Genomic DNA, 20,167 nt, shown 5'->3' with positions numbered 1-20,167 from the left:
CCCAGGACGCTGGTGCCCGGCGACGCCGAACCAGATCGCCCGATGAGCGCGGCGGCCGACATTCGGAGCGCTGGTGCCCGCCCCCAGCGGGCCGCTGCCCGGCAACACCCCGAACCGGACCGGCCGGTGAGCGCAGCGCTACCGGCCCGGCGACCGGCGCCCAGGACGCTGGTGCCCGGCGACGCCGAACCAGATCGCCCGATGAGCGCGGCGGCCGACATTCGGAGCGCTGGTGCCCGCCCCCAGCGGGCCGCTGCCCGGCAACACCCCGAACCGGACCGGCCGGTGAGCGCAGCGCTACCGGCCCGGCGACCGGCGTCCAGGACGCTGTTGCTCCCCCCCGGAGGACTGCTGCCCGGCGACGCCCCGAACCGGGGCGCCCGGTGAGCGCGGCGCTGCTGGTGCGGCGGCTGGCGTTCGGGGCGCTGGTGCTCTGGCTGGTGTCCGGGGCGGTGTTCCTGCTGGTGCATGTCGTCGCGGCCGATCCGGCGCGGGCGCTGGCCGGGCCGCGGGCCGACCCCGAGACGCTGGCGCTGATCCGGCGCAACCTGGGGCTGGACCGGCCGCTGGTGGAGCAGTACGCCCGGTTCGCCGGCCGGCTGCTGCGCGGCGACCTCGGCCACTCCTACGTCAGCGGCGCGCCGGTGACGGAGCTGATCGGCGCCGGGCTGCCCACCACGCTGGTGCTGGTGCTCGGCGGGGCGGTCCTGTGGCTGGCCGGCGGGGTGCTGCTGGGCGTGCTGTCCGCGGTGCGGCCCGCGCTGGACCGCCCGATCACCTTCCTGGTGCTGCTCGCCCTGTCCATGCCGCCGTTCCTGCTCGGCCTGCTGCTGCTGTTCGCGCTGTTCACCGGGCTCGGCGAGGTCGGCGTCCGGCTGTTCGAGCCCGGCCCGCCGTTCGAGGGCGACCTGTGGCGGCGGATGGCCCTGCCCTGGTTCACGCTGGCCCTGCTCCAGCTCGCCGCCTACACCCGGCTGACCCGGGGCGGGCTGCTCGACGTCCTCGGCGACGACTACGTCCGGACCGCGCGGGCCCTGGGGGTGACCGAGCGCCGGGTGGTCTACCGGCACGGGCTGCGGGCGGCACTGACCCCGCTGGTCAGCCAGCTCGGGGTGGACGTGGGCGCCCTGCTCGGCGGGGCCGTAGTGGTCGAGCAGGTGTTCGGATTGCAGGGGGTCGGGCAGCTCGTGGTCCGGTCGGTCACGCTGGGGGACGCGCCGGTGGTGGTCGGCGCGGTGCTGCTCACCGCACTGTGCGTGGTGCTCACCGGCCTGCTCACCGACCTGGGCTACGCGGCCCTCGACCCCCGCGTCCGCCTCACCTGACCGGCCCGACCCGCTGATCCTCCAGCTTCCGGTGCGCCGTAGCCCACCGGATGCTGGAGGATCACGTTCCAGGGGGCGGACGCCCGCTGATCCTTCAGCATCCGGTGCGTTATGGCGCCTCGGATGCTGAAGGATCACCTGGTGAGAGCGTGTGCAGCGATGATCCTTCACCGTTCGGTGCGCCATAGCGCCTCGGATGCTGAAGGATCATGGTGGGGCGAGCGCGGGGGCATTGTCGGACATCGCACTAGGCTGCATCCGTGAAAGGCGCCGATCTCCGTACCGTGCTGCGCGGGCGGGACTTCCGCCGGCTGTACGCGACCCGGCTCGTCTCGCAGCTCACCGACGGCGTCTTCCAGGTGGCCCTGGCCGGGTACGTGTTCTTCTCGCCCGAGCGGCAGACCTCCGCCACCGCGGCGGCGGCCGCGTTCGCCACGCTGCTGCTGCCGTACTCGGTGCTCGGGCCGTTCGTCGGGGTGTTCATCGACCGCTGGTCGCGGCGGCAGATCCTGCTGGTGGCGCCGCTGCTGCGGGCCGCCTGCACGGTCGGGGTGGCGGCGCTGCTGGCCGCCGGGCAGGACGGCGCACCCTTCTACCTGGCCGCGCTGCTGGTGCTGGGGATCAACCGGTTCTTCCTGTCGGCGCTGTCGGCGGCGCTGCCGCACGTGGTGACCCGCGAGCAGTTGGTGCTGGCCAACGCGCTGTCGGTCACCTCCGGAACCATCATCACCTTCGTCGGGGCCGGGATCGGGTACGGGCTGCGCCGCCTGCTGGGCGCCGGGTCGGGCGACACCGCCGCGATCCTGCTCTGCGCCGCCGGGATCTGGCTGCTCACCGCGGTGGTGGCGGCCACCCTCGACCGCCGCGGCCTGGGCCCGGACCTGGACGAGGCGCCACGGCGGACCCGCGAGGCGCTGGGAAACGTGCTGCACGGCCTGCTCGACGGCCTCCGGCACCTGCGGGAACGCCCGCCCGCCGCGCTGGCGCTGGGCGTGATCTCGGTGCACCGGTTCCTGTACGGCATCACGCTGATCATGACGTTGCTGCTGTTCCGCAACCACTTCACCACCGACGCCGAGGCCGGGCTGGCCGGGTTCGCCACCGCGCTCGGGGTGTCCGGGGCCGGGTTCTTCGTGGGCGCGGTGATCACCCCGCCGGTGGTGCGGCGGATCGCCAAGGAGACGTGGATCACCGCGCTGCTGCTCTCCGGCTCGGTGGTACTGCTGGTCTTCGGCCCGCCGTTCGCCGAGCCGCTCTGGCTGGCCGGGGCCTTCGGGCTGGGCGTCGTCTCGCAGGGCGTGAAGCTCTGCGTCGACACGATCCTCCAGGAGTCGGTGGCGGACGCCTACCGGGGCCGGGTCTTCTCCGCCTACGACATGCTCTTCAACGCCACCTTCGTGGCCGCCGCCGCTGCCGCCGCCGCGACGGTCCCTGTTTCGGGCCGTTCCTACCCGGTCCTGCTGGCGGTCGTCGTCGCCTACGCCCTCACGGCCGCCGCCTACCGAACGCTGTCCCGCCGCCGCACCCCGTCCTCCGTCTGAGCTCGTACTTCAACTCTGATCTTCGCAAGCGGGTTGGAACGTCGCGAATCGGCCGGTTGTGATCGTTCATGTTCGGCGGCAGGGCGTGATGGCACGCCGCCGCACTCGCGCGAACACAAGCGGACCACACGCAGGCCGGACGAACCATGAAAGGGCTTCTCCGGTAGTGCCACCGAAGAAGCACGGTGTGACCGACGCCATGACGGAGGCAAAGTCCAACGATCCGCCCAGGCCGAACTTGTAGCGGCGCTGGTTGCCGGGAGGCGCGGGGTCGTGATCGAGCCCGCCAACGGCCGGCCCGGCCAGGACCATCCGGACGGAGTTCCGCCGGGATCCGCCCGTCACTCCACACCGCGCCCGCCCGCGGGCGGGGCGTCGGTCTCGGGTGTCACCAGCACCTGGAAGAGCGATTCGATCCGGCGGGCGAGTTCCGCCGGGTCCTCCTCGGCCAGTGCCGTCGTGCCCAGGATGCTGCGCATCAGCCACACCCCCGCCTGGACGGCGAGTATCAGTTCCGCCCGGGCGCCGGCGCCGGCACCGGGCAGTTCCTCGGTGAGGTGCCGTCCGGGGTGCCGTCCGATCGCCTCGCGCATGATCTTCGCGGCGGCGGGGTTGGCCGCGGACCGCAGCATGAGCAGGAACGGCCCGAGTTCCTCCGCCTCCGGCGCGGTCCGTGCCGCCAGCGTCCGCGCGGTCTCGCCGGCCAGTTCCGCGCCCGTGCCCGTGATCACCGAGCGCGGTGCGAAGGCCGCGTCGGCCGCCTCCGCAAACAGTCCTTCCTTCGAGCCGAAGTAGCGGTTGATGAGCATCGCGGTCACGCCCGCGCGCTGGGCGATGTCGCGTACTCCCACGCCGTCGTAGCCGTACCGGGTGAAGGCGGTGACCGCCGCGTCCAGGATGGCCTGCCGGGTGGCGGCGGCGTCGCGCCGGCGCCTGCCCGGGGCGCGGTCCTCGGGTTCCGGCCGGTCAGGAGAGGTGTGCGGCGCGGGGGTGTCAACCATGTCTACAAGCGTATACTCTGAACTAGGTCTACAACTGTAGACATCGAGTCATCCGATGCGGCTCGGCAACCGAACCGCGATGCGAGGAAACAATGGATCTTCAACTGACGGGTAAGCGCGCGCTGGTCACCGGCTCCAGCTCCGGCCTCGGCGAGGCCATCGCCAGGGCGCTGGCCGCCGAGGGAGCCGACGTCGTCGTCCACGGCCGCGACCGCGCCCGCACCGAGGCCGTCGCCGCCGGCATCCGGGCGGCCGGCGGCAGCGCCCACGTCGCTCTCGGCGACCTGGCCACCGACGCCGGCGCCGACGCCGTGGCCGAGGCGGCGCTGGCCGGGGGGCCGATCGACATCCTGGTCAACAACGCCGGCTCCTACCCCCACCGCTCGTGGCACGAGGCCACCGCCGAGGACTGGCGGCAGACCTACGAGGTCAACGTCATCTCCGGCGTCCGCATGATCCTGCGGGTGGTCCCCCGGATGCGCGAACGCGGCTGGGGGCGCGTCATCCAGATCGGCGGCGGGCTCAGCGTGCAGCCGAGCGCCGACCTGCCCCACTACAACGCCACCCTGGCCGCCCGCCACAACCTCACGGTCTCGCTGGCCCGCCAGCTGAAGGGCACCGGGATCACTTCCAACACGGTCGCCCCCGGCGCGATCCTGGTCGACAGCGTCCAGCGGCTCCTCACCGGCCTCGCCCCGGCCCGCGGCTGGGGCGAGACATGGGAGGACATCGAGCGCAAAGCGATCGAGGAGATGGCGCCCAACGACATCGGCCGGCTGGGCCGGCCCGAGGAGATCGCCGCCGCGGTCCTCTACCTCAGCGGCCCGCTCGCCGACTACGTCACCGGCAGCACGCTACGGGTGGACGGCGGCATCGTCCGCGGCGTCCACTGACCACCCGCCGCGGAACGTGGTCGGCCTCCGCCTTCCTCCGGGGGCCGGCCACCGGCCGCGAGCGTCAGAGGACGTTGCTCGGGGAGTCGAGCCAGACCCGCTGCCCCTCGGACGTCACGGTCAGGCCGAACCGGTCGCGGTCCGGGCGGCCCCAGGAGACCCAGCGCAGGTAGGCGGCCTCGGTCTCGTCCCACAGGCCGCGCTCCCCGGCCTGCCGCACCGGGTACTCGTCCCGGTCCCGCTCGTGGTGGACGACCGCCCACGAGCCGCCGGGGTCGCGCAGGTGCAGCCGGAAGGACCCGTCGCCGGTCTCCTCCTCCACCGAGGTCACCCCGGGCAGCATCCCCGCAATGGCCACGTCGCAGCCGTAGGAGTCCCACGCAACCGTGCGCGGATCCAGCCTCGTGGTGCTCTCCTTCTCGCCGCCTTCGGCGGGTGGTGCGTAGCGGTCGAAACGCTGGGAGCGCAACATCATGTACCCGGCGTTGCCGGGGAACCGGCCGACGGCCTCGCCGGAGCCGGTCACCGTGAGGCATGCCTGATGCCCGAAGGCGAAACCCGGCATCCACGGGAACACCACCCGGCCACCCGGCCGGGTCTGCTCCACCCACTGGTACGGCACCTCCCGCACCCCGCAGGTCACGTGGACCCGGTCGTAAGGTGCCGCCTCCGGCCGGCCCCGTGCGCCGTCCGCGCAGATCAGCGCGGGCCGGTACCCGGACTTCCGGAGATTGCCGGCCGCCTGCGCCGACACCTGCTCGTCCACCTCGATCGTGGTGACGTTCTCCGCACCGACGCGAGCCGACAGCAGCGCGGCGGTCCAGCCGGTGCCCGTGCCGATCTCCAGCACCCGGTGGTACCGCCAGACCTGGAGCAGTTCGAGGAAGACGATGACGATGCCCGGCGCGGAGAGCGACGAGGTGTAGTTGTCGCCGCCCTTCTCCAGCGGGGTGTTCCCGTCATCGAGCTGGGTGACGATCGGGGTGTCGGAGTACACCGCGTCCAGCCACGCGACCTCGTCGTCGGCCCGGTCCACCCGCCGGTCCGGCCCGTCCGCCGAACCGACCCATGCCACCGGCGGGGCGAACAGGTGCCGGGGCACCGCATGCAACGCCTCGCGCCATCTCGGGTCGGTCAGGTGCCCCGACGCGGTGAGCAGGTCGGCCAGCTCGTCGATACGCTCACCGATCTCCTTCACTTGCCGCCCCTCAAAGGACATTGTTCGGGGAGTCGAGCCAGATCTGCTGTCCTTCAGGGGCGACGGTCATGCCGAACCGGTCACGGCCCGGCTCCCCCCAGGAGACCCAGCGGAAGAAGGCGGCCTCCACCTCATCCCACAGGTTCCGGGAGCCGTACTGGCGGACGGTGGACGCCTTGTAGAGCGGCGAGTAGATGACCTGCGCCGCCGAGTCACCGGCATGGAGATACAGCTCGAACGTCCCGTCATCGTGGTGTTTGGGCGCTGACCTGACGTCCGGGCACTGCCCTGCGATGGCGACGTCCGCGGCGTAAGAATCGCGGCAGAGCCGGCGGGGATCGGTCATCGTCGCGGACTCCCGGGGATCACCCGGTGGCTCATCCGTGTTCGCAGGGCGTTGCGAGCGCAGCATCATGTAGCCGCACCCGCCGTGGGCGAACCTGCCGACGGCCCTTCCATCAGGCATGACGGTCAGCCTGGCCTTGTGGCCCGGCTCCCACCCGGACATCCAGGGGAACACGATGACCCCGCCCGGCCGGATCTGTTCCACCCAGCCGTACGGGACGGTGGCCACTCCGCACGTGACGTGCACCCGATCGAACGGACCGCCCTCCGGCCGGATCTCAGCGCCGTCCCCGGTGACCAGTTTCGGGATGACACCCGCGTTCGCCAGGGTGACGGCGGCCTGTTCGGCGAGCGCCGCATCGACCTCAATGCTGATCACGTTCTGCTCACCCACCCGATGCGCCAACAGGCCGGCCGTCCATCCCGTGCCGGTGCCGATCTCCAGGATCTCGTCGGCCTCGTACGGATCGAGCAGGTCCAGGAACGCGAAGACCACATCGGGTGAGGACAGGGAGGAGGTGTAGCGCCCCTCCTCGGCCAGGGGCGTCGCCCCGTCGTCCTTCTGGACGATGATCGCGGCATTGGCATAGGCCGCGTCCATCCACCGCTGCTGATCATGATCACGGTCGACGAGGTAAGCCGGCCCGTCATAGGGATCGACCCACGCCACCGGCGGCACGAACAGATGCCGGGGGACCGCATGCATGGCAGCCCGCCAGGGCGGCGGCACGTCCAGCCGGTCGGCGAGCGCGTCGATCCGGTCGGCCTCGGCGTTCACTTACCGCGGCTTCCCTTCCCGGAGCCCTGCTTGTCCTTGTCATCCGCCCGGGAAGGATCGGGCTCGTAGGGCTTGTCCTTCGGCTGCCCCTCGTGCTTGCCCATACCGCCGCTCCTCGTGTGGGTCAGGTCGTCTCTTCGCCCGCCGTCGCCGACCTGCTCGTGGTGCGCGGCGTACACGAATCGTCACGGTGAGCTTTCGTCACCGGCCGATCCCTGTCAAGGGAATGTGCGGGACCGGTCAGGTGACGGTGGCCGTCAGGAGAGTGCGGAACTCGGTGACCTCAGGGCGTCGGCGGTCATCGGCGGGGACCGCTTGAAGGATGATCTTTCCCATCTCAGTGATCATCGCGCTCTGGGAAGACGCGGGCAACGCGTCCACAACGGTCGCCGCCTGGCTCATTCCACCGGCGACACCACCGTTGACCACCGTGCAGAGGGCTTCGTGCAGTCGCACGTTGGCGTCGTACTGGTAGTCGCCGGCGCGGGCGAGTACCCGTTCCCGGGCCGCGCCCGCTCTGGCCTCGTCGCCCACGCCCGAGTAGACCCAGCTTTCGGCGAAGTCGTACTGGTCTTCGGTCCAGTAGGCAGGCATCAGGTCGTTGGGCGCACCGTCCGGCAGAACGTCCACCAGGATCCGTAGCGTCTGCTTCGCCGCGTCATGCCTGCCGAGCACGCTGAGCGCCTTCGCCCGGGTGCTCAGGATCTTGGCCAGCCCGACGGAGGGCCTGCTCCCCGCGATCCGCTCCGCCCGCTCAGTGAGGTACAGGACCGTCTCCGGATCGCGCTGGCCGTAGAGGCCGAACCCGGCTTCCGAGCCGCGGACCAGCAGGCGCAGGTCGAGATCACCTGAGGCGTCGGCCGCCCGCCGGGCCGTGCACCACCAGCGCAGAGCCGACCCGTGGTCACCCAGCCGGGTGAGCACGTTGGCGTAGAGGGTGGCCAGCGCGGCCGTGGCCCGCTGTAGTTCGGTGACGTCCTCAGCATCCGGTAGGTCGAGTCGCCGGCGGACGGCGAGCAGGTCCAGCAGGAGGTCGTCACCGGCCTGGGCGGCCGGACGCGTCCTGATCGCATGCAGATGATCGGCGCAGACGACTCCCCAGTCCTCCATGTCATGGGAGACGCGGGCCAGGGCCCGGTCGAGAAGCTGGCGCACCGGTTCCCCGGAGGAGCCGAGCGCACCGGCACCCACACCCAGAGCGGCCAGTTGTAACAGTCGCCGACGTTCCATGTCGTCTCCATCGCCCGTGGTGCCCGTTCCCTCCACGCTAACCGCCGGGGTGCCTGCGCATAGGGGCGCCAGGGCTCGATTGCCGTCGCCGAACAGTTCGGTCTCGGTCGTGCCGAACGCCCGGGCGTACAGCGGGCGGTAGCGCGGGCCCGGTGCGTGGTCGCCGGACTCATGGCCGCGGATGCTGCGCTCGATGTCCTTGAGCCCGGGCAGGGAGCGCCGGACGGGTTCGGAGGCGACCTCGCGGAAAAGCCGCGCCAGGTCCTCCACCGTCAGGCCACGGGTCAGCCGCCGGTCACGCAAATGCGCTCCGACCTGGTTTTTCGCTTCGTCGGTCATCGCCGGAAGTCCCTTCGCCGAGCCGCCCCGCGGAAAAGCGCGGAAAAGCTGCGTTTCCGCGCTCACCCGCGCTTACCAGGGTGACATGCGGGGGGTGACGCCACTTGACTTTCCGTAATCGACGCAGGAAATGAGGCGGCCCCGGCCGGTGCGCCAACACCGGGGACCCGGGGCCTTGATCGGAACAGGACCTCCGACCCATGAGCAAAGTAGCCGACAGCACGACGCCGCGGACGGCCGTCCCGTGGACGGCGGCCGACATCGACCCCGATCGCGGCCTCGCCGAACTGCGCCGCCGGTTCCCCGGCGCGTGCGTGTGGTTCGGGGAGTACACCGGAAAGTGGTGGGCGCTGGCCCCGGCGGGGCTGATCAAGGCGTCCGACCCGGCCGGACTGATCGAGGCGGCTGACCCGGCCGAACTGGCCCGCCTGCTGGACGCCGCCACCCGACCGGCGCCGGGCCGCGTCCCGCCACCCCGCGTGGGCGACGGCGCGGCAGGACACGGCCGCGCGCCCCGGACCGGGCGGGCCGATCCTCCGGCACGGCACCCGAAACCCCCGCCCGTGATCACCGGCCCGGACGGGCGATGGATCGGCTGGGCACCCGCACCGGCCCGCACATCCCGCTCGACCGCGTCTCGTGCCCTCGCCCGGCCCGATCGCCCGGGTACGGCTTCCCGCCCCGCCACACCCGCACGCTCGACCGCGTCCCGCAGCTCCACCCCAGCCACTCGTCCCAGCACGCCTTCCCACTCCACCGCCCCGCGCCCGGCTGTGTCCCACAAAGCCGATCGACACGACTCCGCCCCAGCCGCCCACCCTGGTGCGGCTCCCCGCTCCGCCGCCCCGCGTCCGGCCGCGCCCGACGAATCCGGCCGATCTGCTCGTCCTGGCCCGGTCTCCCGACCCAGCGCGCCCTCCGGGCCGTACCACCGTCGACGGCCGAAGGCACCACGGTGGCGGGCGCTGGCGGGGTGGCTGTTCGGCGGCTTCGTGGCGAGGGAGGCTCGATGACGGCGCATCGCCTGTACGCGTGGGACGTGTCCCTGGGGGACGACCACGGCGCCGCCGGCGTCACCGACGACGAGAGCCGGGCCCGTGCCCGGCTGGCCGAGGCCCTGGCCGGGGCGCGGCCCGGGGCGCGCGGCCGGATCCGCGGCGCGTTCCTGTCCCTGGCCGGGCCCCGCTACGTGTACGGGCGGACCCTCGCGGCGGCCGAAGTCACCGACCAGGGGGTGGCCTGGTCATGACAGGGCCACCGTCCCGCATGGCCCACGGTCGGCGATGGTGCGGATCCGATGCGCAGCCGCGCGCCTGTCCAGAAGCGGGTTCAGCAGCCCACCGCAGCACCGGCAACGGCTACGCCCACCCGCTGCCAGCATGATCGTTGAGGGTGGGTGGGGCAGGAGTCCCATCCACCCTCAACGATCACCTACGTAACAGGCCTCAAGGCGTGTTTCGAAGTGGATCGAGTGCCGATGATCCTGGCTCGCTCGCGCAGGACCCGGCCGCCCGCCACCTGGCACAAGCGCCTGCGCCGGTGATCGTTGAGGATGGGTGGGGCCCCAGCCCCACCCATCCTCAACGATCACGCGAGCAAGGGGCCGGAGACGGGCGTCGGTGGTACCGCCAGGGGCTGTCGGCCTCACTTTGAGACAGGCCTTAGGCGCCACCGCCGGGCATGGAACATGCCTCCCTGACCGCCGGGCGAACCGGGCGCAGCCCGGCTTCCGCCGGGACGGCGGCTCCCCGGGAAGGTCGGCGCAGACTTTTCCACAGGCTGTGGATTGTTGGGTGCGGCGAGCGAGCCGCGGTTACTGTCAGAGCGATGCGGCGGCGGCGCGCATGGCGGTGGTGATCTGGTCGATGTCCTCGGGGGTGCAGATGTAAGGAGGCATCGTGTAGATCAGGTCACGGAACGGGCGCAGCCAGACGCCGTGGTCCATGAGGACCTTCTGGACGGCCTGGACGTCCACCGGCCCGGCGGTCTGGATCACGCCGATCGCGCCGAGCACCCGGACGTCCGCCACCCCGGGCAGGTCGCGGGCGGGGGCCAGCCCGGCCGACAGCCGCCGGGAGATGCCGGCGACCTCGGCCCGCCAGTCGCGCGACAGCAGCAGTTCGATCGAGGCGATCGCGGCGGAGGCGGCCAGCGGGTTGGCCATGTACGTCGGGCCGTGCATCAGGGCGGCAGCCTCGCCCCGGCTGATCCCCTCGGCCACCCGGTCGGTGCACAGGGTGGCGGCCATCGTGAGGTAGCCGCCGGTCATCGCCTTGCCGACGCACATGATGTCGGGCACCACCCGGGCGTGGTCGCAGCCGAACAGCTCGCCGGACCGGCCGAAACCGGTGGCGATCTCGTCGGCGATCAGCAGCAGCCCGTGCTCGTCGGCCAGGTCGCGCAGCGCCCGCAGGTAGCCGGGGGAGTAGAAGCGCATCCCGCCCGCGCCCTGCACCACCGGCTCGACGATGATGGCCGCCAGTTCGTGGGCGTGCCGGGCGACCAGGGTGCGCAGTTCGGCGAGGTAGGCCGGATCGGGCGGGGTGTCGTGGCCGGGCGGCGGGGGCGGGGCGAACACGTGCCGGGGCAGCACGTCCGCGAACAGGTGGTGCATGCCGTTCACCGGGTCGCAGACGGCCATGTCGCCGAAGGTGTCGCCGTGGTAGCCGCCGCGCACGGTGAACAGCCGGTTCCGGCCGTCCTCGCCCTGGGAGCGCCAGTACTGCAGCGCCATCTTGATCGCCACCTCGACGGCGACGGAGCCGGAGTCGGCGAAGAACACCTTGGTCAGCGGGGCGGGGGTGATCTGGAGCAGCAGTTCGGCCAGCCGCACCGCGGGCGGGTGGGTCAGCCCGCCGAACATCACGTGCGCCATCCGGCCGAGCTGGTCGGTGATCGCGGCGTCCAGGACGGGGTGCCGGTAGCCGTGGATCGCCGCCCACCACGACGACATGCCGTCCACCAGTTCCCGCCCGTCGGCGAGGGTCAGCCGCACCCCGGACGCGGACACCACCGGCTCGGCGGGCACCGTGCCCGGCATCGGCCCGTAGGGGTGCCAGACGTGCTCCCGGTCGAACTCCCGCAGCCGCTCGATCTCCTCCGGTGTCACGAACTCCCCCTTCGCCTCGCCCGACGCGAGGCTATGTCACCGCGGCCCGGGGCGGTCTTGCCGGACCCCACAAGGTTTCGCCCGCCGGCCCTGACCGGAACCGGCTCTTGACGCGGACACCCACTCCGAACCAGTATGAACGTTGTTCATGAACGAATGTTCATACCGAGGAGGCGGCGATGCGGATCGTGAACGAGGAGCAGGCGACGGCCTGGAACGGCTACGAGGGGCAGCACTGGGCCGACCACCACGAGCGCTACGACGCGGTGAACGGCGGCTTCAACGACCTCCTGCTGGACGCGGCCGCGATCGGGCCGGGCGACCGCGTCCTGGACCTCGGCTGCGGGAGCGGGCAGACCACCCTGCTGGCCAGCCCGGCGGGCACGCGGCGCGCTGGGGATCGACCTCTCCGCACCGATGCTGGCCCGGGCCCGCGCCCGCGCCGCGGAGGAGGGTGTCCCCAACGCGGAGTTCGAGCAGGGGGACGTCCAGGTGCACCCCCTCCCGGCCGCCGGTTTCGACGTCGCCGTGAGCCGGTTCGGGGTGATGTTCTACGCCGACCCGGTGGCCGCGTTCGGCAACGTCGCGCGGGCACTGCGTCCCGATGGCCGGCTCGCCTTCGTCTGCCTGGCGGAACTCGCCGGCACCGACCTGGGCGAGATCCTCGCGGCGACGGCCGAGCACCTGCCCACGCCCACCGGACCCGACGGCACCGGCCCGACCTCGTTCGCCGATCCCGCCCGCGTCCGCCGGGTGCTCGGCGACGCCGGCTTCGGGAACGTCACCTGCACCCGCGTCGAGGCCGACCAGCGCTGGGGCCGGGACGCCGCCGACGCGACCGCGTTCCTCTCGGCCTGGGGCCCGGTCAGGTACCACCTCGGCCTGGTGGACCCGGACACCGCCGCCAAAGCCGTGGCCGCCCTCGGGAGCGCGGTACGCCGGTTCGAGCACCCCGACGGCGTCCGCACCCGGGGCACGGCCTGGCTGGTCACCGCGGCCCGCGGCGCCTGACGGGCCGATCCACCCATCGCACGGACGGATCCGCCCACCGCACGGGCGGCGGATCGGCCCTCGCGGCCGACCGGCGGACCGGCCGAAGGCGCGTGCCCGGCGGCGCCACTAACTACGATGTGCGTGATGTCCCCCAGGAAGGCCGCGGTCCTGCGCGGCGACGACCGCAGCCTGCGCGAGCACCTGATCGCCACGGCCGAGCGCATGCTGGCCGAGCACGGCACGGCCGGCCTCACCGTACGCGCGATCGCCCGGGAGGCCGGCGTCGCCGACGGCGTGCTCTACAACCACTTCGCCGACAAGGAGGAGTTGCTGGCGCACGCGCTGCGCGCCCACGTGCGAGCCGTCGAGCGCGAACTGGGCACGCTGCCCGAACCGGGCTCCGGTGATCTCGCGGCCAACCTGCGCGCGTACATCCGCTACGGGACGGCCCTGCACCGCGCGATCTTCCCGGCGCTCGCGGGGGCCCTCGCCAGCCCCGGCCTCCTGGCCTCCTTCACCCGGGCGGACGGCTCCGGCGACGACTGGCGCGACCGCCTCGTCCACTACCTGCGCGCCGAGCGGGACCTGGGCCGCCTGGCGCCCGACGCCCGGGTGGAGGCCGCCGCCGAGATGATCGTCGGTGTCTGCCACGAGACGGTCCTCACCCTGCTGATCCACGGCGCCTCCCGCGAACACCACCCCGAACAGGTCTCGGCGCAACGCACCGACGACCTCGTCACGGCGGTCCTGAACGGCATCGCTCCCCGCTAAGGCCTGTCTCAAAGTACGGCTGCGCCCGTGCCCACCCCCTGCCAGCGTGATCGTTGAGGATGGACGGGGCTGCAGCCCCGTCCATCCTCAACGATCACCTACACATGCCCCACCAGCGCGGCCGGATCCCGCACGAGGCGGCCAGGACCACCAGCACCCTGCCCACGTCGAAACACGCCTTGGCGCGATGCCCGGTGCAGGTCGCCGGGCATCGCGCCAGGCGATCGACGCCAGGTGCGGGTACGGCCAGACCGTGCCTCCGGCGGTTGCGGCACGGCCGCGCTCACCTTCCGCCCGTGCCCAGCCAGGCGCTGATGCCGGCCAGCGTGCCGGAGCCGTAGTCGGACTCGACGTCGCGGGCCAGGTCGGCCACGGAGACGGAGCGCAGGGCGTCCCGCCAGGTGGCCTCGGCTCCGGCCATGGCGCGGCTGATGGCGCAGGGCACGGTGCAGGACTGCGGCGGGGCGGCCATCGGGCCGCGCTGCCGGATCTCGGTGCAGGAGAAGGCCGGGCCGGGCCCGTCGACGGCCTCGACGACGTCGAGCACCGTGATCAGTTCGGGGGAGCGGGTGAGGACGTATCCGCCCGCGTTGCCCTGGACCGATCGGACCAGCCCGGCCCGCGAGAGGGCCTGGAGCTGCTTGGCCAGATAGCTGGGCGAGACGGCGTGCAGCTGTGCCAGCCGCGCGGCCGGCACCGGTTCCGTCACCGAGGTGAGCACGACGCAGCAGTGCAGAGCCCACTCGACTCCGCCGGACATCTTCACTTCTTCACCCTAGTCCACACCCCACCGACTCGGACATAAAGTGTCCGAGTACTGTTTCGGACAACAGATGTCCGAGTTGTCGGGCGAAGCGTGTGAACCACGGGAAGCCCGGCAACCGGCCAGAGATCACCGAGGAAGGGGCAGAACCTGCCATGAAGTTCGCGATCATCGGCGGAACCGGGCTGATCGGTTCACAGGTCGTCCAGAACCTGAACGCGGCCGGGCACGAAGCGGTACCGCACTCGCTGTCCACCGGAGTCGACATCATCACCGGCCACGGCCTGGACACGGCGCTGGCCGGCGCCGACGTGGTCGTCAACCTGACCAACTCCCCGACCTTCGACGACGCCTCCATCCCCTTCTTCCAGACCTCGATGGACAACCTCCTGGCCGCGGCCCGGCAGGCGGACGTCGGGCACTTCGTCATCCTGTCGATCGTCGGCGTCGACCAGGTCCCCGCGCTCGACTACTACCGCGCCAAGACCCTCCAGGAGGACATCCTCAAGGCCGGCCCCATCCCCTACTCCATCGTCCGCGCCACCCAGTTCATGGAGTTCATCGACGCCGTCCTGTCCTGGACCGCCGACGACGACACCGTCCGCCTGCCCCGCACCCCCATCCAGCCGGTCGCCGCGGCGAACGTCGCCGCCACCGTCGCCGACGTCGCGGCCGGACCGCCCCTGGGCGGCATCCTCGACCTCGGCGGCCCCGACACGTACCCGCTGGACGAGTTGGGCCGCATCACCCTCGCCGCCAAGGACGACAAGCGCTCGGTGACCACCGACGACACCGCCGGCATGTTCGCCGCCGTCCCCGGCGACGTCCTCACCGCGAAAAGCGGCGCCCGCATCGCCCCCACCCGCTACGCCGACTGGCTGAAGTAGACCCCCGGCCGAACCGCCGTCCGGCCGGCCGCACCACGCGAGCATGCTCCCGGGCCGGCCGGACGGCGAGAGCCGGGGCGATGCAACCATCCCGCGGTGAACGCCGCACCGGCTCATCGCCTGAGCACGGTCTCGGCCACTGAGAAGACCGCATCCCGCTCGGGCGAAAACCCGGACTCCCGCGCTGGAGAGGACCGCATCGGCGCGATCGAGCCGGCCCCGGCCCGCCGCTCCACTCGCCGCAGGTCACGTACCGCGGCCACGCCGGTCGAGCCGGCCCAGTGAACGCCCACGGTCACCGCGCTAAGGCCTGTTTCAAAGTGGGTCGAAAGCCTCACCACGGATACCGGTAACGGCCGCGCTAGCCCCTCGGGCCGTTACCGGCGTGATCCTTCGGCATCCGGTGCGCTCCAGCGCCCCGAACCCTGAAGGATCAGCGGGCCAGGCCCCTTGACCTGGTGATCCTTCAGCTTTGAGGGCGCCATAGCGCCCCAGATACTGAAGGATCACGCGGGCAGCGGGGACGCGGTTGTCGCTGGTGCCGTAGCAAGGCTCCTGACCTTGCTTTGAGACAGGCCCTAGGCGGGCGGTTCCAGGCCCTGGGCGCGGGCCCAGGACAGGAGGGCCTCGGTGGCGGCCTCCTCGCCGATGGGGCCGCGGTCCAGCCGCAGGTCGAGCAGGAAGCGGTAGGCCTTGCCGACCAGCGGGCCGGGCGGGATACCGAGGACGCGCTGGATCGCGTTGCCGTCCAGCTCGGGACGGATCTTGGCCAGTTCCTCCTCCTCGGCCAGCCGGGCGATCCGCCGCTCCAGGTCATCGTAGGTACGGCGCAGCCGCTCGGCCTTGCGCTTGTTGCGGGTGGTGCAGTCGGCACGGGTCAGCTTGTGCAACCGGCCGAGCAGGTGGCCGCCGTCGCGGACGTACCGGCGCACCGCGGCGTCCGTCCACTCGCCGGTGCCGTAGCCGTGGAACCGCAGGTGCAGCTCGACCAGCCGGGACACGTCCGCCACCACGTCCTTGGGGTAGCGCAGCGCCATCAGCCGGGACTTGGTCATCTTCGCCCCGACCACCTCGTGGTGGTGGAAGGTGACCCGGCCGCCCGGCTCGAACGAGCGGGTCTTCGGCTTGCCGATGTCGTGCAGCAGCGCGGCCAGCCGCAGCACCAGGTCGGGGCCGTCCTCCTCCTGGGCGATCGCCTGCTCCAGCACGATCAGCGAGTGGTCGTAGACGTCCTTGTGCCGGTGGTGCTCGTCGATCTCCAGCCGCAGCTTGGGCAGCTCGGGCAGAACGTACTCGGCCAGCCCGGTCTCGACCAGCAGGGCCAGCCCCGCGCGGGGGTACCGGCCGCAGACCAGCTTGGACAGCTCGTCGCGGATCCGCTCGGCCGACACGATGTCGATGCGCCCGGCCATGTCCCGCATCGCGGCCACCACCTCGGGCGCGACCGTGAACCCGAGCTGGGAGGCGAACCGGGCCGCGCGCAGCATCCGCAGCGGGTCGTCGCTGAAGGAGTCCTCAGGCCGCCCGGGGGTGCGCAGCCGCTTGTCGCGCAGGTCGGCCAGCCCGCCGAACGGGTCGACGAACTCCGGGCCGGGCAGCCGGGCGGCCATCGCGTTGACCGCGAAGTCGCGCCGGCCCAGGTCGTCGCGGAGCGAGGTGCCGTACGTCACCTCGGGCTTGCGCGACTTGGGGTCGTAGGACTCGCTGCGGTAGGTGGTGATCTCCAGCTGCAGGTCGCCCTTGCGCAGGCCGACCGTGCCGAACTCGATGCCGATCGTCCAGATGGCGTCGGCCCAGCCGTCCACCAGCTCCAGGATCTTGTCCGGGTGGGCGTCGGTGGTGAGGTCGACGTCCTTGCCGGGCCGGCTCAGCAGCGCGTCCCGTACCGGGCCGCCCACCAGCGCCAGTTCGTGGCCGGCCTTGGCGAACCGGTGGCCGAGCTCGTCGACGGCGGGCGGGATGACGCGGCGGAGCAACTCGGTGATGGCCTGGCGCTGCTGCGGTGACAGGTCGCTGGACACGGGCATGATTCCTTGGCTGTGGCTGGCGAAAGCGGGCTGTACAGGGTGCGATCTCCGGGTTACGTTCTGGACACTCGAGGACGAGACCGGGAGGCGTGGCCCCGATGCGGAACCCACTCGCGGCACCAACGGTAGCGCCGACCTGAATGATGCAGCCCACCCCGGCCGGGAGCAACGGCTTTCTGGGGGTATGTGGATGTGACCCATATGGCGCCGCAGGACGGGCCTCGTCAGGACGGAGGCAGTTCAATGAAGGACGCTCTTGCCATCCACCGCATGCTCATCGAACGCGGAACCCGGCACGAGATCGTGCGGCTCTCCCGGACGATCTCCACCGCCGAGGAACTGCCCGCAGCCCTGGGCCTGGCTCCGCGCCGATGCCTGACGACCAAGCTCCATACCGGCGACCGCGCCGGCGACCGCGGCCGGCTGGCCGCCGTGATCTCCGCCGTGGCGGGCCCCGCGCCGGACCTCGACCCGGTGCGCCGCGCGCTCGGCGTCCGGGCGCTCCGGCCCGCTCCCGCGCACCTCGTCAACGCGGCCACCGAGTACGCGGCCGAACTCGTCTGCCCGCTGCTGCTGCCGCGCGACGTGCCGGTCTTCATCGACGGCCGGGTCCTCGACGACCTGCACTTCGACGAGGTCGTCTACACCGCCACCGGGGAGAGCTGCACCGCGCTGGGCATCCGGACCATCGACCTGTACACGCTGAGCCGAGCCGAACCGATCGGACCGGCGGACGCCCTCCACGCAGGACGGAGGTGACGATCTTGGGCAAGTACGGTCTGACCGCCCTGGCGGCGGGACTACGATCGAGGCCGTGACCCGGGGATCCGGCGCCCCCCGCCCACGGGCGGCATTGGCGCGTTCGTCGTGAGGCCCGCCGCTCGGCGGGTCGCCGCACTGGCCGCGGTGCTGTTCTGCCTGCCCGTGGGGCCCGCCCTGGCCGCGGCACCCAAGGCGGCTGAGGTGGCCAAGCCCCGGGCCCACGCCGCCCGCGCCCAGATCCAGCTCACCCTCAACAAGATCAGCCCGCTGACCCGGCCGACCGGCGGCCGGTCCCGGGTGGAGCTGTCCGGGTCCGTCGCCAACCTGACCGGGCAGAACATCGCCGGGCTGTCGGTCCGGCTGCGCTACCGGGCCCAGCCGCTGAACAGCCGGTACGAGCTCGTCCAGCACAACCAGGGCAGCGGGCTGCCGCTGCCCCGCGTGACCGCGTTGCAGCCGGTGGCGTCGGTGTTCGCACTGAACTCCGAGTACCCGTGGAAGATCGCCACCAGTGCGCGCGCGCTGGGCATGGCGCAGTTCGGCGTCTACCCCGTCGCGGTGGACGTGCTGAACGGCTCCCAGCAGGTGATCGCCAGCCAGACCACGTTTCTGAACTTCGTGCCCGCCCAGAAGACCTTCCAGCCAACCAAGATCGCCTGGGTCTGGCCGCTGATCGACCGCCAGCACCGGTCCCACGACTCGGTGTTCTTCGACGACCGGCTGGAACGGGACCTGCGGCTGACGGGGCGGCTCGGCGGGCTGGTGGACGCCGCCAAGACCACGGACACCCCGATCACCTGGGCGATCGACCCCGCACTGCTCGACGACGTCCGCGCCATGACCGACGGCTACTCGCTCAGGAAGTCGGCCACCGCCGACCCGGCCCGCAGGCCGGCCAGCGACACCGCCAAGCACTGGTTGAACGAGCTGCGCACCGCCAGCGCCACCGACCCCTACTTCACGCTGCCCTACGCCGACCCGGACGCGGTGGCGCTGGCCCGCAACGGCCTGGGCGGGCACCTCGGGGTCGGCTACCGGCACTCCGGAGTGGCCGCCGACAAGGACCTGATGAACCGCCAGCCGGCGATGTCCGTCGCCTGGCCCCCGCAGGGCGCCGCCGACCAGCGCACCCTGGACCTGATGGCCCGCTACGGGCGGCAGACGTTCCTGATGACCAGCGACGTGCTGATCCCGCCGAGCCGGATCTTCACCCCGTCCGCCACGACGGCCCTGCACGCCGACGACAAGAACCGCACGACGATCGCCTACGACTCGACCCTGAGCAAGATCGTCAGTGCCGACAGCCGCTCGCCGGGGGCCGCCACGCTCACCGCCCAGCGCTTCCTGGCCGAGACCGCCATGATCACCGCGGAGGTTCCCACCGCCCGCACCCTGGTGGTCGTACCGAACCGCGGCTGGAACCCCGACCCGGCCTTCGCCCGCCAGCTGCTGGAGTACACCGCCCAGGCCGACTGGCTCACCGAGGTGCCGCTCGACCAGATCGTCAGGGCCAAGCAGCAGCCACGGACCTTCATCGGCTACCACCCCGTCTACGAGAACTACGAGCTCGGCGCGACCTACCTGCGGGAGGTGCGGGCGCTCGCCTCGCGCGCCCGGCTGTTCTCCACCGCGCTGCAACCGCCGGTGAACTCCCACGAGCAGGCCATGCTGCGCATCGAGTCCGCCGCCTGGCGCGGCCGGCCGGGCAGCGCCCGCACCGCCCGGCAGCAGCTCGCGACGGAGCTGGACGACGAGATCGAGAACATCCGCCTGGTCACCACCACCCGCTACACCGTCGCGGGCAAGTCCGGGCACCTGCTGATCACGGTCGCCAACGACCTGATCGACCAGACCGCCAAGGTCCGGCTCAGGGTCACCTCGCGGAACCCCGGCCTCAAGATCGGCGACTACCAGACGATCCGCACGCTGCGCCCCGGGGAGAAGGACACGGTCCGTATCGTCGTCCAGGCGTCCGGCAACGTGAACGCCCCCGTCGACCTGGAACTGCTGACGCCCCAGGGCAGAAAGCTGGGAACGCCCGCGTCCATCACGGTGCGTACGACAGGCTATGGACGAGATGCCCTCCTCATCACCGGCGGCGCTCTTGCCGTACTCTTCGTCGGCGTCGGCACCCGCGCGGTGCGGGCCAGGCGGCGGGTCGCGGCGCAATCCGCCGGGCCGGAGGCCGGCGCGGAGGACTGAGAG

General features: G+C 72.1%; 17 protein-coding genes. 9 read left to right on the top strand and 8 right to left on the bottom strand.

Translation table 11 applies throughout. From position 1 onward, the window contains the following. Window positions 1–383: 383 nt before the first annotated feature. The gene (locus tag DPM19_RS13390; protein ID WP_111866966.1) at window positions 384–1,325 is read left to right on the top strand and encodes an ABC transporter permease; all 942 of its coding nucleotides are present in this window, start codon (window positions 384–386) and stop codon (window positions 1,323–1,325) included. Between the two features lie 260 nt (window positions 1,326–1,585). Then, window positions 1,586–2,866 (top strand): MFS transporter, encoded by a 1,281-nt coding sequence (locus DPM19_RS13385; RefSeq protein WP_111866964.1) that lies wholly within the window; start codon window positions 1,586–1,588, stop codon window positions 2,864–2,866. A gap of 341 nt (window positions 2,867–3,207) precedes the next feature. Here DPM19_RS13385 and DPM19_RS13380 read toward each other — a convergent pair whose 3' ends face one another. Next, window positions 3,208–3,867: a TetR family transcriptional regulator gene (locus DPM19_RS13380; protein WP_111866961.1), complete on the bottom strand. Its 660-nt coding sequence runs from the start codon at window positions 3,865–3,867 to the stop codon at window positions 3,208–3,210. A gap of 92 nt (window positions 3,868–3,959) precedes the next feature. Between DPM19_RS13380 and DPM19_RS13375 the strand changes: the two genes are divergently transcribed. Beyond that, complete coding sequence (locus tag DPM19_RS13375; RefSeq protein WP_111866959.1) at window positions 3,960–4,760, top strand: SDR family NAD(P)-dependent oxidoreductase; 801 nt, start codon at window positions 3,960–3,962, stop codon at window positions 4,758–4,760. Window positions 4,761–4,824: 64 nt separating this feature from the next. Here the strand turns inward: DPM19_RS13375 and DPM19_RS13370 are convergent, their stop codons facing one another. The 4 genes from DPM19_RS13370 to DPM19_RS13355 form a co-directional block, all read right to left on the bottom strand. Further along, window positions 4,825–5,958 carry a methyltransferase domain-containing protein gene (locus tag DPM19_RS13370; protein ID WP_233510122.1) on the bottom strand — a complete coding sequence of 378 codons (1,134 nt, stop codon included), beginning with the start codon at window positions 5,956–5,958 and terminating at the stop codon, window positions 4,825–4,827. Between the two features lie 10 nt (window positions 5,959–5,968). Continuing rightward, window positions 5,969–7,081 carry a methyltransferase domain-containing protein gene (locus tag DPM19_RS13365; protein ID WP_233510121.1) on the bottom strand — a complete coding sequence of 371 codons (1,113 nt, stop codon included), beginning with the start codon at window positions 7,079–7,081 and terminating at the stop codon, window positions 5,969–5,971. After that, window positions 7,078–7,260 (bottom strand): hypothetical protein, encoded by a 183-nt coding sequence (locus tag DPM19_RS13360; RefSeq protein ID WP_111866954.1) that lies wholly within the window; start codon window positions 7,258–7,260, stop codon window positions 7,078–7,080. Before DPM19_RS13360 ends, DPM19_RS13365 begins: the two co-directional genes overlap by 4 nt. A 61-nt stretch (window positions 7,261–7,321) precedes the next feature. Continuing rightward, window positions 7,322–8,650, bottom strand: coding sequence for a hypothetical protein (locus tag DPM19_RS13355; protein ID WP_146778852.1), 1,329 nt, complete (start codon window positions 8,648–8,650; stop codon window positions 7,322–7,324). A gap of 1,009 nt (window positions 8,651–9,659) precedes the next feature. Here DPM19_RS13355 and DPM19_RS13350 point away from each other — a divergent pair. Beyond that, complete coding sequence (locus tag DPM19_RS13350) at window positions 9,660–9,899, top strand: hypothetical protein (RefSeq protein ID WP_111866948.1); 240 nt, start codon at window positions 9,660–9,662, stop codon at window positions 9,897–9,899. 570 nt (window positions 9,900–10,469) lie between these two features. On the opposite strand, the gene DPM19_RS13345 is transcribed toward DPM19_RS13350, so the two are convergent. Continuing rightward, window positions 10,470–11,759 (bottom strand): adenosylmethionine--8-amino-7-oxononanoate transaminase, encoded by a 1,290-nt coding sequence (locus DPM19_RS13345; RefSeq protein ID WP_111866945.1) that lies wholly within the window; start codon window positions 11,757–11,759, stop codon window positions 10,470–10,472. 393 nt (window positions 11,760–12,152) lie between these two features. Here DPM19_RS13345 and DPM19_RS13340 point away from each other — a divergent pair, with 393 nt between their 5' ends. Continuing rightward, window positions 12,153–12,770, top strand: a complete 618-nt coding sequence (locus DPM19_RS13340) for a class I SAM-dependent methyltransferase (protein ID WP_325050233.1) — start codon at window positions 12,153–12,155, stop codon at window positions 12,768–12,770. Between the two features lie 126 nt (window positions 12,771–12,896). After that, window positions 12,897–13,523: a TetR/AcrR family transcriptional regulator gene (locus DPM19_RS13335; RefSeq protein ID WP_111866942.1), complete on the top strand. Its 627-nt coding sequence runs from the start codon at window positions 12,897–12,899 to the stop codon at window positions 13,521–13,523. 283 nt (window positions 13,524–13,806) lie between these two features. On the opposite strand, the gene DPM19_RS13330 is transcribed toward DPM19_RS13335, so the two are convergent. Next, window positions 13,807–14,283, bottom strand: coding sequence for an RrF2 family transcriptional regulator (locus tag DPM19_RS13330; RefSeq protein ID WP_111867485.1), 477 nt, complete (start codon window positions 14,281–14,283; stop codon window positions 13,807–13,809). Between the two features lie 158 nt (window positions 14,284–14,441). Here DPM19_RS13330 and DPM19_RS13325 point away from each other — a divergent pair, with 158 nt between their 5' ends. Then, complete coding sequence (locus DPM19_RS13325; RefSeq protein WP_111866940.1) at window positions 14,442–15,173, top strand: SDR family oxidoreductase; 732 nt, start codon at window positions 14,442–14,444, stop codon at window positions 15,171–15,173. Window positions 15,174–15,751: 578 nt separating this feature from the next. Here the strand turns inward: DPM19_RS13325 and DPM19_RS13320 are convergent. Beyond that, entirely contained in the window at window positions 15,752–17,200 is a 1,449-nt protein-coding gene (locus DPM19_RS13320) for a CCA tRNA nucleotidyltransferase (protein ID WP_111866937.1), read from the bottom strand. 243 nt (window positions 17,201–17,443) lie between these two features. Here DPM19_RS13320 and DPM19_RS13315 point away from each other — a divergent pair, with 243 nt between their 5' ends. Then, the gene (locus tag DPM19_RS13315) at window positions 17,444–17,959 is read left to right on the top strand and encodes an aminoacyl-tRNA deacylase (protein WP_111866935.1); all 516 of its coding nucleotides are present in this window, start codon (window positions 17,444–17,446) and stop codon (window positions 17,957–17,959) included. Window positions 17,960–18,067: 108 nt separating this feature from the next. Continuing rightward, window positions 18,068–20,164 carry a DUF6049 family protein gene (locus DPM19_RS13310; protein ID WP_146778851.1) on the top strand — a complete coding sequence of 699 codons (2,097 nt, stop codon included), beginning with the start codon at window positions 18,068–18,070 and terminating at the stop codon, window positions 20,162–20,164. Window positions 20,165–20,167: the final 3 nt, after the last annotated feature.

Origin of the sequence: Actinomadura craniellae (assembly GCF_003289645.1) — a bacterium.
Lineage (GTDB): Bacteria > Actinomycetota > Actinomycetes > Streptosporangiales > Streptosporangiaceae > Actinomadura_D > Actinomadura_D craniellae.
Note: the sequence above shows the minus strand (reverse complement) of the source record. Positions and strands in the feature narration are given on the sequence as shown.